The sequence below is a fragment of the Cerasibacillus sp. JNUCC 74 genome, from assembly GCF_053667775.1.
This window is the reverse complement of the sequence record NZ_CM132207.1, coordinates 3,557,471-3,571,947: the sequence shown is the minus strand read 5'-3', so window position 1 is coordinate 3,571,947 and position 14,477 is coordinate 3,557,471. Positions and strand designations below refer to the sequence as shown.

Sequence of the window (14,477 nt, the reverse complement as noted above, 5' to 3'; positions counted from 1 at the left end):
ACGTTGCCAGTGTTTCTTCAGAGAAAACTTTATACGGAGTGGCAGGCATAATAACCTCGTTGGTTTAGTCAAAGGCTTCTTTTCTTATTTACTTTCCAGATTACATCTTATAGAACAAATAGTTTAACTTAACCAGTAAAACAAGCAAGTTCCGTTAAACTAACAGCATGGCACCTCTTTTCATCTTTCTTATTACTAAGTATAATAGATAAAAATTATTCGTGAAAGGAAGAGAGCGATGGTAAATCCAGTTTTAAAGGAGTTCCCCCATGAAATTCATACCGAAAGATTACTGATTCGTCTACCACTTCCCGGAGATGGAAAAGCTGTTCATGAAGCAATTAAGGCAAGTCGACCAGAGTTAAAAAAATGGTTACCGTTTGCAAAGCAAGAGCAAACGCTTGAAGAGACAGAGGCAAATGTTCGTGAAGCGCAGATCCAATTTTTGCAAAGGGAAGATTTACGCCTCCATATATTTCATAAGCAATCAAAAGCATTTCTCGGCTGTACTGGACTGCATCGGATTAATTGGCAAGTACCAAAGTTTGAAATAGGTTACTGGATTGATACGAGATACGAAGGGCAAGGTTTTATGTCCGAAGCGGTAACTGGATTGACGGATTTTGCATTTCAAGAGCTAGAAGCAAATCGAGTGGAGATACGTTGTGATGAACAAAATAATCGTAGCAGGGCAATACCAGAAAGGCTAGGGTTTGTATTAGAAGGCATTTTTTATAATGACGCTAGATCAGTAGAAGGGGATGAACTGCGGAATACATGTATATACGCTAAGATCCAACGATAGCAGACTTTTTTCCAATTATTTGTTATGTTTAAGATAAGCCAAAATACGGTTGAAACCTATTATCTATAAAACATTTTATTAAATTTAAAGAGATACTTTTTTACAAATACAAGAACTATTATTTAATGTAATGATTTGCGTCATTATTATTTTTCAATAATCGACGGTAAAGTAAATTTGTTTTTAGAAGCTATAGATTTTATCCCGCATGTAAGGTGCCGTAAGACTCCCACTTCAAGAGCCTTGAGTTGATACAAAAGGTATAAGCGGGAGAAAACGGCACCTAAATGCCCGATTCGTTCAAGGGCCTTTAGGTCATACCCTTGTGGTACTAACATTCAGTAGGAGATGGAAGAAAACTCCTACTGAGTGAAGGTTCATTTTATCCCAGCAGTTCGTCAGCTATTGCTTTGATAACTAATCTAATTGCTATTATATTTTTAAGTAAACACGCTATATCCTATGACATTTAGGTAGCCTACTATTTCACAAGTCCATAAGTGCAGAGAATGAAACAGGTGAAAAAAAGATAAAATATACTAACTTAGGTAATAATATACAGCAAATGAATGAGTTAGCACTATATAAAAAGCAGGTGTAAACATGGAGAAACCCAAAATATTGATTGTGGAAGATGAAAAAAAATTAAGCAGAGTACTTCAGTTAGAGTTGGAATATGAAAATTACGAGACAGAAATAGCTGAAGACGGTAAAATCGCGTTAGCGGAGATGGAACAGAAAAAATGGGATCTCGTGCTACTTGATATTATGTTACCAAAATTAAGCGGATTGGAGGTTCTACGGAGGGTTAGAAGATTCGATGAAACAACTCCAATTCTATTGTTAACAGCACGTGATCAAGTACACGATAAAGTTAGTGGTCTTGATTTAGGGGCAAATGATTATATAACAAAGCCGTTTCAAATTGAAGAGTTACTAGCCAGGATCCGTGTGCACTTACGTAATCCGATTAGTAAACGAGAAAATGGGGATGTTTTTACAGTCGGTGATTTGTATGTGAATGTCAGCAGCAGAGAAGTAAAACGCAACGAAAAACAGATTGAATTAACACCTCGAGAGTTTGATTTACTCGTTTGTCTATTAAAAAATAAAAATATCGTGTTAACTAGAGAACAGCTTATCGAAGACGTCTGGGGATTTGATTATTATGGAGATACAAATGTTGTTGATGTTTACATCCGTTATTTGCGACAGAAAATAGATAAAGGTTATGATCAGACATATATTCAAACGGTTCGAGGAGTAGGCTATACAATAAAAGATAAGGATATGGAAACATGAAGCTAAAGACAAAAATCCAATTATACTCCAGCTTGTTTATGCTAATTGTAATATTAATTATTAATACAGCAATCTACATGTTGTTTTATAAAATTTCTACAGATGGTTACTTAGAGGATTTAGCACATCAAACGGAAAGATTAGTTGAGACGATTAAAAAACAGCCTGATGTCGCGTCGAAAGAGTTATTTCGCTCCTTCTCTCCACAGCAAGGGATGATTCGTGTAGTTAATCAAGCTGGCAAGGTATTTATTTCTGGTGGGCAGGCAGTTAAGTATGATGTACCATTAGATTTTTCCACGAAAGAAACACAGCAAATTATCAAACAAAAGGATGCGCCCAATGTTGCAGTTATAAATAAACCAGTTATTTGGGGGGCCGGTAGACATGCAGGTGAAGTAGTTACGCTTCAGGTATCGAATCAGTTAACAACCTTGGATAGTACGATGACAACTTTATTTTATGTGTTACTTGTCTCGTCTGGAATTATATTAGTTCCAATTATATTTGGTGGAAATATATTGAGTCGATTTTTATTAAATCCAATTAAAATGTTAATTCAAACGATGCAAGAAAATATGAAAAAGGGCAATTGGAAAAAAATTAATGTAGAAAACCGTTCCCGTGATGAATTATATGAAATGGAAATGACATTTAATGAAATGATTGATTATTTAAAAGATAACTTTGAAAAACAGGAGATTTTTGTTTCCGATGCTTCCCATGAATTAAAAACACCAATCTCAATTGTAAAAAGCTATGCACAGCTTCTAAAGCGTAGAGGAATAGACAACCCAAAACTTGTTAAGGAAGCAATGGAAGCAATTGACTCGGAAGCAGATCGCATGAGTAAATTAGTAGAGCAAATGCTCGTATTAGCAAAAAATAAACATGCTGCTAGTATGGAACAGGTTGATCTTGTTACTTTAATAGAGGAAACGGTAAAGACTTTTCAAGGTGCGTACGGAAGAGAGGTACTATTTCATAAATCGGAAAGTTCCATTATTCTTACTGGAAATAAAGATCAGTTGGAACAAGTTATCTATATATTGATTGATAATGCTTTAAAGTATAGCAACGATCGCGTAGAGATTCGTTTATCAGAAAAAAATAAGCAGGCTATCATCATCGTAAGAGATTACGGATCGGGTATTCCAGAACGAGAACAGAATCGTATTTTTGAACGCTTTTACCGGGTGGATAAAGCGAGAAGTCGGGATACTGGTGGAACTGGACTGGGCTTAGCAATAGCTAGGACGATTGTAAAAGAACATCAAGGTGAGATTAGGGTGAAAAGTAAGATGGGGGAGGGGTCAACGTTTATCGTTACACTTCCTATCGAAATTCTTAGCAAATTTTAATGTCATTAACATTTACTTCTCAGCTAGCTATTGTATGCTATAAGAGGATAAGTTGAAACAGAACACCGTATAATCGAACACTTCGAAGTTCTTCTTTTGCACATACATGATAAGAAAAAAGCAAGGGGTGATGAACATTGAATAAAAAAACAGGAGTTATCCTTGCATGTATTATTGGTTTAGCTTTAATTGGTTTTAGTGTATTTTATTTTGGTTCCACATCTTCAAGCGCAGAAATAACAAAAGTAGAAGCTAAGAATATTATTTCAAACCAGTATCCTGGTAAAATTAAAGGTGATGTGGAAAAGGATGAAAAAAGCGGCTATTATTATGCCCTTATCGATCATGAGGGAAAGATTTTCGAAATAAAAATAAATGAGAAAACGGGAGAAGTTATGAATTTAAGAGAACGGAGTACTCCCGATAAAAAGAAGGATAATCAAAAAAAACAAGATAATCAACCGAAAGATGTACAAGATTCTACAGAAAAAGATAATATGATTAAAGATAAAGACAAAAGCAATTCTGAAGAACGTAAAGTAGTTGTTCATGAGGAGCAAGCCAAGGAAGTTGCCCTTGAAAAATTTGCAGGAACGATTGAAGATTTTGAACTAGAGGAGGAAGAAGGTAGTTTTGTGTATGAAGTAAAAGTTGTTAATGGGGAAGATGAAGCAGAGATAACGATTGATGCTTTTACTGGCGAAATTTTATTTACAAAAATTGAAAGAGAAGATGATGATTAGCTTCTGGTGAAAAATGACCAGAAGTTTTTTTCCTTTTTTAGGAAATTATCTCCGTTTTTACAGGTGGAATTAATTTCGCATCAATTAGTAGGTTAGCGACACTAATGCTAGCTGTATAGCAACATTTCTAAATATACTTACCGAAAATCCTTCTATTTCTCATTGAATTCTAATCTTATTCACACAGTGTTCTTATTCCCTATGGTTATGATATAAATAACAACAAACAAGGAGTGAAGAAAAATGAAAAAAAAGCTAGGTATTATTATTGGAGTTGTAGCAGGAGCGGTTATATTAGGGTCAGGTGTTTACTATACAAATGCTGATGAAGTAAATCCAAAACTTGATAGTGAGAAAATAAGAAGTATGGTTCAGGAACAATATGACGGAACCATTACAGAGTTTGAGTTAGATAAAGATCAAAACAAAGCGGTATATGAAGTCGAAGTGCAAAATAGCAATACCGAATATGATTTAAAATTAGATGGAGATACAGGAGAAGTTTTGCATGAAAGTAAAAAAGAAATAAAACAGGATAGAACCAAAGAGGATCACGATGATGACGTTGCTTTGGAAAATATGGATAAAAAGAACTCTATTTCTGTAGAAGAAGCTAAGAAAATTGCTAATAAGCAATTTGACGGTGATGTTATAAGTGTTGAATTAGATAAAGACGATAATCAGTTAATTTATGAAGTAGAGTTAAGGAATGGCAAGAAAGAAGCAGACTTTGAAATTAATGCAGAAACAGGAGATATCTTAGAGCAAGATATTGAAACGGAAGCATATGATGATTAATTTAGTGTAGAAGGGTATAAAAAACCAAGAAGTTTGGGATGGCATAGTTTTGTCGAGTGAACAATTTGTATTTAAAAAGGAGCCGTATTTCTCTCATTTGAAAAATTGCTTATAATTTTGCGAAGATGAGAGAAAAGGCTCCTATTTTTGTACTATAGGAAAGTATAAAACTTTAGGCTTTATTTTTCTCATTTCAAAAAAGTTGCTTATGATGTTGCAAACATGATGAGAAAAACGGCCGAACGGTGATTGTGATCTGCTCATTTAAGTAGAAAAGTATCTTTTGAATGAAGTTTTACATTATTTCTGCAGAAGCTTCCAGTTTGTACGTCACTGACCAAGCATTTCTAGCTTCAGCGCTCGGCTTCTAGTAAACCGAGCTCTTTAAGCTTTTGTTCAGTCTCTTACTTAGCCACGACGGAAAAGTTTTCCGTTACTGTTGCTTCTACGGTTGTATATTTTTCAAAATACGCTCGTATCAATTCAACCGCATCTTTTTGAATTTCTTTAACAATCGGTTTATTTTGAAACATGGTGTAATCTCCTCCACCACTTGCTCTATAGTTATTTAATACCACATGATAGCGCTCATGTTCTATAATTGGTTGATCATGATAACACAATTTCTCGATTCGTTCGCCAATTGGCTTTGCAACATTTATGGTGTAGGTAATTCCTTCCCACATATCATAATTATAATGCTGGGGTTTTGGTTGCTCATAACTAGGATTAACCATAATGTTTCCTTCTTCATCCAGCATAAAGTAAGCTGCACTTTTTTCTAGAGCTGCTTTCATGTCTTTTCCTTGCAACTCTAAAACGACGAGCGTATTCGGATACATATAGTTAGCGACAACGTCTCGCATAGTAACTGTAGACTTAAAGCCTTTGGAGTTGTTATTTAATAATGACGTAACCGATATATCCACACCACTTGCCTCCATTTGTACCTTTTGGATAAATTCAATAAATGGATGTTTTTTTATTCTAGCAAGAAAAGGATCATCAATCGTCATATCACCCTTAATATAACCAACCGGTTGATCAAGCCATTTTTGGGTAGACTGTTCAATCTCTTCCGTTTCTAATAATATTTCTTTGTCAGGTGGTATATCCGATAAAAGTTGAACAGAAGCCTGCTTGTCCCTCACTTTCCAACCCGTTCTGCTGTTTTCAAATACTACTTCAATCTCTCCATAGGCGATCCCATTATTTCCAGGTTGGATAACTAATACATTATTAATATAACCGGTTAATTGCCGGTGTTGGTGACCAGTGAGGAGTATATCAATGCCATCAATCTGACATATTTCGTATCCTTGATTTTCACCCGTTAATGGTTCTGTTACTTCGTGAGTTTCAATATCTCGCTCGAACCCACCGTGATAAGCAACGATTACTAAATCAGGTTGCTCCATTTTACGAACAAAAGGAACTAATTCCTTTACAGTAGTAAGGGCATCAGCAAAATGAAGACCAGCAATATGTTCTTTTGACTCCCAATTGGGTATGTAATGGGTAGTCAGACCAATAATAGCGACTTTTATACTTTTATTGATTATTTTAATAATATAAGGTGGTCCGTATTTGGGCTTGTTTGTATTTTTATCAATAATATTAGCTGAAATCCATGGATAGTTTGACTGATCAATGGCCGCCTGTAAAATTTGTTGACCAAAATTAAATTCGTGATTCCCGATCACTCCGGCATCAACGTTGATCCTATTCATTGCTTTTATCATAGGATTAGGTTTGTTACTGTGTTGCTTTATATAATGGGTCATCAATGGTGTGCCTTGAATCAGATCTCCATTGTCAATAACAAGGACATGATCAGATTTACTGCGAATCTCTTCTACTACAGTACTAAATCTTGCCAAGCCGCCAGCAGCTTCTTGTTTTGTTCCATAATTTATTGGCATTATATGACCATGAACATCACTTGTGTATAAAATTAACAGCTTTGTATTATCGTTTTTCAACATAAGCATCCTTTCTTATCGTTATGAAGTTTAGCGAGAGAAGTGGATTTCGCATAAATGTTTATAGAGTCAGTACATGTTCGGAAAGAGGATAAAAAGATCATGAAGTCAAAAGTCAACATTTTACCAGTTTTTTGAATGTTTTCCGTATAATGCAATCTCGACTTTACTTGGTTAAGAAGCAAAGTTAGTCATCCGTGGAATGAAACCACGGATGCCCCTTTTTTTTAGATAATTTTTCGCCGAATCCGTGCAGAGATAAAGTCAATGATGGTGACAACGATAATAATAGCTAATAAAATTAATCCCATTTCGTTCCAATTACGGTTACTGGAAGCGAAAATAATCATTGTACCGATCCCGCCAGCACCAACAATACCTAAAATGGATGAAGCCCTAATATCTACTTCAAAGCGGTAGATCGCATAGGATAAAAACTCAGGAATAATTTGTGGGATAACGCCATAAAAAAGAACTTGAATTTTGTTTGCACCATTTGCTTCGATTGCTTCAATAACTTTCATATCAATCGATTCAATGGCTTCTGAATAAAGCTTACCCAGCATTCCAGTTGAGCCAATTGCAATCGCCAGAACACCTGCAAAAGCATTGGGACCAACAGCTACAACAAATAAAATAGCAAGAATAATATCTGGGAATGCACGTACTGCTGATAAAATCCATTTACCAATGGTAGCAAGGATTTTACTGCCTGTCATATTTTTTGCAGCTAGAAAGCCTAATGGAATAGCTAATATTGCTGCCATTAGTGATCCAGCAAAGGCAATAAGCACCGTCTCCCAAATCTTTAAAGCAACTTCTTCTGTAGCTGACCAATCCGGACTAAATAGTCTAGGTATAACACGGTCAAAATTACTTAGCATCCGTTCAAATGATCTCCCCCAGTCAATTTCAATCCCTAAGAACGTCCAAATATAAATGGAAATTAAAGCTAAAGCGATGAGGATATACTTTATTTTCTTAAACACAGACTTTGGTTGCTTTGGAGGTAATGAATAAGAGCTCATTAAATCAATGCCTCCCTTAATTTAGTACTTATATATTCAATCACAATGACGACAATAAAAATTAAAATAATGATTGCCATCGCATTTGGATAATTATAAAAACCAAGCTGTTGATCAAGTATTAAACCAATTCCACCAGCACCAACGAGTCCTAATACAACAGAAGCTCGCACGTTAATTTCAAATACATACAGTACAAATGATGTAAACTGTGGTAATACTTGCGGGATAAGCCCATAAAAAATGACCTGAAAAATATTTCCTCCTGAAGCGCGCATAGCTTCAAGTGGATCCATATCAACTGCTTCAATTGTTTCACTAATCAGTTTTGCTAAAATGCCTAATGAAAAAATAAACAACGCTAAAATGCCTGGCAGAATCCCAACACCAAATAAACCTACAAATACAACTGCTAATACTAAATCAGGAATGGTACGTAAAATATTTAAAAAGGTGCGAGTAATGACATACAATGGCTTAAAGGTTGTAATATTTTGTGCCGATAAAATAGCTAATGGCACTGTTAAAATCGCGGCTAATGTAGTTGCAATAATTGCCATTTGAACAGTTTGAGCCATCTCTTTCCAGACTTTAGGTATTACTTCAAAATTAGGTGGAAAAAACTTTTCAATAACGACATACATATTACTTACTGCATTACCAAAGTCACCAACCATCTCTTGTTGTGTCCAGTACATACTAAATAAATAAAAGCCGAGTACGAAAAAGAATACAATGGTAATTTGCAATTTTGTTTTGACTGGATATATAGATGGTGCTTTTCCCGCCGGCGAATGATGGGTTTGTTTTATCACGATTCTTTCGCTCCCCCACGCAAGTCATCTTCACGTATTGCTCGACCGTAGATCTCTTCGAACGTTTTTTCTGTTACTTTAGACACCGGTCCGTCAAATACTATTTCACCTGCTCGCATGCCAATGATCCGATCTGCATATTCCATCGCCATATCAATAAAATGGAGATTGACAATCGTTGTGATGTTGTCTTCTTTATTTATTTTTTTTAAATAGGTCATTACTTGGTGAGATGTCGGTGGATCCAGTGAAGCAACGGGTTCATCCGCTAAAATATATTTTGGCTGTTGGGTAAGTACACGGGCAATACTGACACGTTGCTGCTGTCCGCCACTTAGCTCATCAGCTCGATTGTATATTTTTTCTCCTATATTTACACGCTTCAGGCTTTCATATGCCAACGCGATATCTGCTTTTTTATACAAATTTAAAATAGAACGTAATGTACCTGTATGACCTAAACGGCCTGCCAACACATTTTTTAGCACATTGGTTCTGTTAACAAGGTTATAGTTTTGGAAAATCATACCAACTTTTGTCCGCAACTTTCGCAGTTCTCTACCTCGGTAATGAAGAATATTTTCATTGTCAACGGATAATGTCCCGCTTGTCGGCGTGACAAGACGATTAATACTGCGAATTAAGGTGGATTTTCCAGCACCTGATAGTCCGACAATAACGACAAATTCACCGTCATTGATAGTTAAATTAATATTTTTTAACCCTTCTGTCCCATTTGGATAGACGAGCCCAACATCTTTAAATTGAATCATATATGTATAGCCCCCTATTATAGAAATAAATTGTTTAAAAATTGGGAAAAAAGGGACAGATTGAGCTCTCCCTTTTTACAATGATTTTAAAAAATATATCATGTTTTGTTTTAAATAAGTTTGTTGTTTACAACTCTATATCGTCTTTGAATTTTTGGTACGTATCTTTAACGATTTGATATTCTTCGTCCGTTGCTTCATCGATGCCATCCCAATTATACACGTTGTTCATAATTTTAATCATTTCTTTATCGTCATTAAAAGAAAGGAATGTTTCTTTAATTTTTTTCACTAATTCATCATCCAGATCTTTGGTTACAGATATGGTATCGTTAGGAATTTCGTCTGTGTAGCCAATAACTTTTAATTTTTTCATGACATCAGGATACTCTTCTTCCAGCTCTGTACGGGCATCAACAAAAGTTGTAGCTACATCAGCGTCCCCTTCATAAACAGAAATGGCTGCATTATCATGCGCACCGGTGGCAGTAGTACTTGCGAAAAAGTCACTCTCTAATTCTGTGCCAGAATCATAGCCGAATTCTTCCATCATTTGATAGGCAGGGAATAAGTAACCGGATGTAGATCCTTTATCCGCGTATGCCCATACCTTCCCTTCTAAATCTTTTAAGGATTCAATATCAGAGTCAGAACGAACAACGTATTGCGCTTTGTATGTACCAGAACCATGTCTGATGGATTTAAGAATTACTTCTACGTTATACTGTTCGTTGGCAAGGACATAACCAAATGCCGGGATAAAACCGATATGCACCTGATTAGCACCCATTGCTTCCACTAGGGCATTGTAATTGGTCATTACTTCTCCTTTTACCTCTATATCTAACTCTTTACTTAAGCGTTTTGCTAATGGTTCTACTGTATCAGCGATTGTGTCAGAATCTTGTGAAGGAACAAATCCCATAACTAATTGATCCGGTTTTCCTGCTTGCTCATCGACATCACTTGCTTTGTCTTCTTCCTTGGAATCATTAGAACTTCCACAGGAAGCCAGTAAGAAAGCTAAAAAAAGTATAATAAATAGGCTGTACCACTTTTTCATGTAGACCCTCCTAGAAAAGATATAATTTAAAAAGCGTTTCTCTCTTATTAAATACTATTTTAGTTAAAAATTCTATAACAACTTTATAATTTTTATGTTGCTTTAATATAAAACCGCTAAAAATCAATGATCTAACGGTTAAGTTTTTTTAAATAAAATTTTAAGGTAATAAATCTAAGGTATTACCCCCTAAAAAGACAGGAAGTATGATATGTTTCAAAATAGGAAACAATAATCGCTTTCAGTGAAAGAAATATCAGCTATGCAGTGTTAAGATTACTATTTGAGCAGAAAATAACAACAAGAAAGCCAGCCTAGCCAAGCTTAACAATCAGTTTATGGCAGAGAAAATCTTATCATTAAAATTTTGTTTCGCATTTAAGGTACCGTAAGACCCCTGCTAGAGAATACAAAGGAGTTCTAAAGTGCTGAGATAACGACAACGGCATCTAAATGCCCGGTTGGTTCGGGTCGACAGAGCAAAAAAGATGCGACAGAGACATATTTCGGTTTTTTCAAGGATAACAAAATGTCGGCAGCGGTACACGTGATTTTCTCAGGTTGTTTGATCTTAGCTGACCTCCGTCTTTTTATCAAAAGCATTTTTAAAGACAAAACGACGCTATTTTTAGCCGAGATAGTGTTGTTAGATGAATCTTTTTTATGTAATTTTACGTACTATTATATATACATATCTAGTATTTTTTGTAGAGAGGGGAAGTAGATTGAAAGCATTAGAGGTGATTGAAGTAACGACAGAAATTGATCAAAAAAAACTTATTGATCATGCCTCGTTTTCATTGCCCCAAGGAACTATTACGGCACTTGTGGGGCATAACGGTGCTGGAAAATCAACGTTACTTAAGACAATAATGGGAATGATAAAAAAGGCTCAAGGGAAAATAATCATTAACGAGTCTTTCCATCAGGATGACGATTTTATAACGTTTAAGCTATTACTCTCGTACCTACCTGAAGAACCGATGTTATTAACAGAATTAACAGTTATGCAGCATTTTCAGCTCTATGGAATGAGCTATGAAATTGCAAAAAATGAATTGAACGAACGAATTGATCGAATGGTAAAAGGCTTTGAGCTTGTAGATAAGCTTGACGAATATCCTGAATCGTTGTCCAAAGGAATGAGGCAAAAGGTGCAAACGATTTGTGCGCTCTTACCGGATACACCGTTGTTATTGATCGATGAACCATTTATGGGGTTAGATATTTATGCCGTAGATTATTTCGAACAGTTGATGAAAGAGAAAATAGCAAGCGGAACAACCGTTCTTGTGACTAGCCATCAGCTGGAGAGAATGAAGGGAATAGCTGATGCCTTTATTATGCTAAAAGAAGGGAAAATCCACAGTCAAGGACCGATTAATCAATTTGCAACGATAGATAGGAGAATTAAGAAATGATTCGGCGTCCATCGCTTTTGAAGAGTTTCTTATTCATTCGCAGAAACCGGTTTAAAAAGAAACGAAAATTGAATAAAATGGCTTTAGAACTGCTACTGGATAAAACAACCGCTATTTATGCAGGATTACTATTTGCTTACTTGTTTGCCGCCATGTTTATCTTTGGTGATATCATGGCAGAATTTAATGATTACTTTTTAATTGTAGAAGAACATGCGCAAAAAGGGTTTTGGTTATTAATTGCTGTTCTACCGATTCGTTATATGTTCAATGCTTTTCGTGAGCCAGGTGTCTTGTTTTCCACTGCTGAATATCAATTGTCATTACTACCTTACAAAAGAGGAAATATTTGGTTTTTGACATTGGTGGAAAGGTGGATAAAGAAGCTGTTCAGTTACGTCTTTATTGGTGGAATTACTGCCCTTTTAACACCTATTGATACAAAAATTATTTTTATGTTTGTTGGTTTGATTCTCAGTTTTGATATTTTCATGTCGATTCCTCAGTGGAAGTTATTTCAACAGCGGTTATCTGTTAAAATAGGGCTGTTTTTATCGATGCTTATAATCAGTGGAATTGGTTTTTTGGTAAATAGTGAAAGGGTAGGAATTGCAATCATTGGAGCAATTGTTTTCATAAATATCATTCTAATACCACGTTTGTTTTGGCGAATAAATTGGTCAAAAGTAACGGAAATTAGTGATTTTACGCTTTGGCGAATGCAGCTGGCTGGATTCGCTTCAAAAACTAAGTTTAGGCGGCCTAAAAGCTATACGATATTTCAAAATAGCTATAAACAAAAGCAACCGTTTCAATCAACGGTACAGATGTATAATCGTTTATGGAAATTGTATGTTACGAAACAACATGAATTAATCTTTCGTTCTCTTGCTTCGCTTTTTATCTTGCTGACTGTTTTTATATTTGTACCTAAATGGCTGTTTTATGTAGGCGTAGCTGTTACCATTTATGTGTATACTTCAATAGCTTCTAGCTTTTACTTAGATCGGTTTAGTAATGATATGATACAGATACTACCATGGTCACTTGAAGACTATAAAAAAGGTTTCCTCAAATTAGCACATATTGGAATCCTGCTCTTATTTATTCCAATAATTATTTTTTATATTTTATATCCTACTTGGTGGATACCTTTACATGCACTGCTGTTTTTGACTTCGTATACTTATTTAATGCATGTAAAAATAATTAAAACAAATCAGATGATAAAAAAACAAAAATACGTTTCACAGCTAGAAGAGAGTCTGGGGTATTTATCTGTTATTTGTATAGCTATCAGTGGAATATATCCAGCTGTTTCCATAAGTTCTTTTCTATTTGTTTTTCTACTTTATTCCAAATTAATTGAAAGTAAGTCTCCAGCTCAAGATCAAAAGTATCAAATGAAGGGTAAAATGAGAGATTGAGTAATGGTTCGAATTGGCATGGTTTTATGTTTTTCGAGAGAAAATTAATGCCTAAACATAATATATGAGGGGGAAATGTGATGAACTACGATCGTTTATTAAAAGAGAAACAAGAAAATAATTCGCTTAAATTATTTGTTGTTTTATCGAAGGCTTATCGTAGTCTAATGGAACAAGTAGAAGCAGATATTCAAAGCAGGGGGCTTAATTTAACTGACTTTGCTGTGTTAGAATTGCTTTATCATAAAGGTGCTCAGCCATTAAAAGCAATAGGTGAAAAAATTCTACTAACAAGTGGAAGTATTACGTATGTAGTAAATAAATTAGAGAATAAGCGTTATTTAGTTCGAATTCCCAATCATCATGACCGTCGTGTTACGTTCGCAAAAATTACTGATAAAGGTGCTGATTTACTTCATCATATCTTTCCCGGGCATTGGGCACGAATTGAAAAAATTACTAGCGGTTTAAACGAAACGGAAAAGGTAATGGTAATTGACTTATTACGTAAGTTGGGAAAATCAATTCAGCATGTATCAGCTGTAAAAAAATCTTCCATCTAAGCTACTTCACCATTAGTTTTAACCATTTATAAGAGTTTCAATAAAAAGGGGGATTTTTCCTCTCTTTTTTTTTGCACTATAGGAAAGTTTTTCTAAGAAATGTGGAATAGCAATAAGTAAAAAAGGGAAGAAGGTATATTGTCTACTTAGAAGTCCTTAACTAGTTTTTCGACTGCCTCTAATTACTTACACTATAAGAATGAAAAATTTCTTGTGTGCGTTGATTCGATTTTATTAAGGGTTATAGGTAAGGTCAGGCTAAAACCATCTGTGCTAAGACTTTACACTATATGGAGTTTTTATAGATCAAAAGAAATACGTCAAAAGTGTGTCAAATAGGATGAAATTTGGCATGACTTTGGCCTTTTTTACTACAGGAAAGTATAAAATTTTAGG

Annotated in this window: 13 protein-coding genes; 8 read left to right on the top strand and 5 right to left on the bottom strand. The window is 35.1% G+C overall.

Features of this window, described 5'->3' with window-relative positions:
• Positions 1–238 precede the first annotated feature (238 nt).
• From JNUCC74_RS15910 to JNUCC74_RS15890, 5 genes are all read left to right on the top strand, one after another.
• Positions 239–805 carry a GNAT family N-acetyltransferase gene (locus JNUCC74_RS15910; protein WP_454066094.1) on the top strand — a complete coding sequence of 189 codons (567 nt, stop codon included), beginning with the start codon at positions 239–241 and terminating at the stop codon, positions 803–805.
• A gap of 603 nt (positions 806–1,408) precedes the next feature.
• Positions 1,409–2,107: a response regulator transcription factor gene (locus tag JNUCC74_RS15905; protein WP_454066093.1), complete on the top strand. Its 699-nt coding sequence runs from the start codon at positions 1,409–1,411 to the stop codon at positions 2,105–2,107.
• On the top strand, positions 2,104–3,468 hold the full coding sequence (locus tag JNUCC74_RS15900) for a HAMP domain-containing sensor histidine kinase (protein WP_454066092.1): 1,365 nt from the start codon (positions 2,104–2,106) through the stop codon (positions 3,466–3,468). Before JNUCC74_RS15905 ends, JNUCC74_RS15900 begins: the two co-directional genes overlap by 4 nt.
• Positions 3,469–3,605: 137 nt before the next feature.
• Positions 3,606–4,211, top strand: coding sequence for a PepSY domain-containing protein (locus JNUCC74_RS15895; protein WP_454066091.1), 606 nt, complete (start codon positions 3,606–3,608; stop codon positions 4,209–4,211).
• A 243-nt stretch (positions 4,212–4,454) separates the two neighbouring features.
• Positions 4,455–5,009, top strand: a complete 555-nt coding sequence (locus JNUCC74_RS15890) for a PepSY domain-containing protein (RefSeq protein ID WP_454066090.1) — start codon at positions 4,455–4,457, stop codon at positions 5,007–5,009.
• Between the two features lie 404 nt (positions 5,010–5,413).
• Here the strand turns inward: JNUCC74_RS15890 and JNUCC74_RS15885 are convergent, their stop codons facing one another.
• From JNUCC74_RS15885 to phnD, 5 genes are all read right to left on the bottom strand, one after another.
• On the bottom strand, positions 5,414–6,994 hold the full coding sequence (locus JNUCC74_RS15885; RefSeq protein ID WP_454066089.1) for a bifunctional metallophosphatase/5'-nucleotidase: 1,581 nt from the start codon (positions 6,992–6,994) through the stop codon (positions 5,414–5,416).
• A gap of 224 nt (positions 6,995–7,218) precedes the next feature.
• Positions 7,219–8,019: a phosphonate ABC transporter, permease protein PhnE gene (gene phnE / locus JNUCC74_RS15880; protein WP_454066088.1), complete on the bottom strand. Its 801-nt coding sequence runs from the start codon at positions 8,017–8,019 to the stop codon at positions 7,219–7,221.
• Positions 8,019–8,834, bottom strand: a complete 816-nt coding sequence (gene phnE, locus JNUCC74_RS15875; protein ID WP_454066087.1) for a phosphonate ABC transporter, permease protein PhnE — start codon at positions 8,832–8,834, stop codon at positions 8,019–8,021. The genes phnE (JNUCC74_RS15880) and phnE (JNUCC74_RS15875) overlap by 1 nt, the downstream gene beginning before the upstream one ends.
• The gene (gene phnC, locus JNUCC74_RS15870; RefSeq protein ID WP_077318386.1) at positions 8,831–9,607 is read right to left on the bottom strand and encodes a phosphonate ABC transporter ATP-binding protein; all 777 of its coding nucleotides are present in this window, start codon (positions 9,605–9,607) and stop codon (positions 8,831–8,833) included. The genes phnE (JNUCC74_RS15875) and phnC overlap by 4 nt, the downstream gene beginning before the upstream one ends.
• Positions 9,608–9,734: 127 nt before the next feature.
• On the bottom strand, positions 9,735–10,670 hold the full coding sequence (gene phnD, locus JNUCC74_RS15865) for a phosphate/phosphite/phosphonate ABC transporter substrate-binding protein (protein ID WP_454066086.1): 936 nt from the start codon (positions 10,668–10,670) through the stop codon (positions 9,735–9,737).
• A gap of 725 nt (positions 10,671–11,395) precedes the next feature.
• Between phnD and JNUCC74_RS15860 the strand changes: the two genes are divergently transcribed.
• The 3 genes from JNUCC74_RS15860 to JNUCC74_RS15850 all read left to right on the top strand — a co-directional run bounded on the left by JNUCC74_RS15860 (position 11,396) and on the right by JNUCC74_RS15850 (position 14,081).
• Positions 11,396–12,091: an ABC transporter ATP-binding protein gene (locus tag JNUCC74_RS15860; protein ID WP_454066085.1), complete on the top strand. Its 696-nt coding sequence runs from the start codon at positions 11,396–11,398 to the stop codon at positions 12,089–12,091.
• A complete protein-coding gene (locus tag JNUCC74_RS15855; RefSeq protein ID WP_454066084.1) occupies positions 12,088–13,518 on the top strand; it encodes a hypothetical protein in 1,431 nt (476 codons plus the stop codon). The genes JNUCC74_RS15860 and JNUCC74_RS15855 overlap by 4 nt, the downstream gene beginning before the upstream one ends.
• An 80-nt stretch (positions 13,519–13,598) precedes the next feature.
• Complete coding sequence (locus tag JNUCC74_RS15850) at positions 13,599–14,081, top strand: MarR family winged helix-turn-helix transcriptional regulator (RefSeq protein WP_454066083.1); 483 nt, start codon at positions 13,599–13,601, stop codon at positions 14,079–14,081.
• The last annotated feature ends 396 nt before the right edge of the window (positions 14,082–14,477 follow it).

Bases quoted from the DNA above. Each gene is read 5' to 3' on its own strand.
- JNUCC74_RS15910 (WP_454066094.1), top strand. From the start codon at position 239: ATGGTAAATCCAGTTTTAAAGGAGTTCCCCCATGAAATTCATACCGAA.
- JNUCC74_RS15905 (WP_454066093.1), top strand. From the start codon at position 1,409: ATGGAGAAACCCAAAATATTGATTGTGGAAGATGAAAAAAAATTAAGC.
- JNUCC74_RS15900 (WP_454066092.1), top strand. From the start codon at position 2,104: ATGAAGCTAAAGACAAAAATCCAATTATACTCCAGCTTGTTTATGCTA.
- JNUCC74_RS15890 (WP_454066090.1), top strand. From the start codon at position 4,455: ATGAAAAAAAAGCTAGGTATTATTATTGGAGTTGTAGCAGGAGCGGTT.
- JNUCC74_RS15885 (WP_454066089.1), bottom strand. From the start codon at position 6,994: ATGTTGAAAAACGATAATACAAAGCTGTTAATTTTATACACAAGTGAT.
- phnE (WP_454066088.1), bottom strand. From the start codon at position 8,019: ATGAGCTCTTATTCATTACCTCCAAAGCAACCAAAGTCTGTGTTTAAG.
- phnC (WP_077318386.1), bottom strand. From the start codon at position 9,607: ATGATTCAATTTAAAGATGTTGGGCTCGTCTATCCAAATGGGACAGAA.
- phnD (WP_454066086.1), bottom strand. From the start codon at position 10,670: ATGAAAAAGTGGTACAGCCTATTTATTATACTTTTTTTAGCTTTCTTA.
- JNUCC74_RS15855 (WP_454066084.1), top strand. From the start codon at position 12,088: ATGATTCGGCGTCCATCGCTTTTGAAGAGTTTCTTATTCATTCGCAGA.
- JNUCC74_RS15850 (WP_454066083.1), top strand. From the start codon at position 13,599: ATGAACTACGATCGTTTATTAAAAGAGAAACAAGAAAATAATTCGCTT.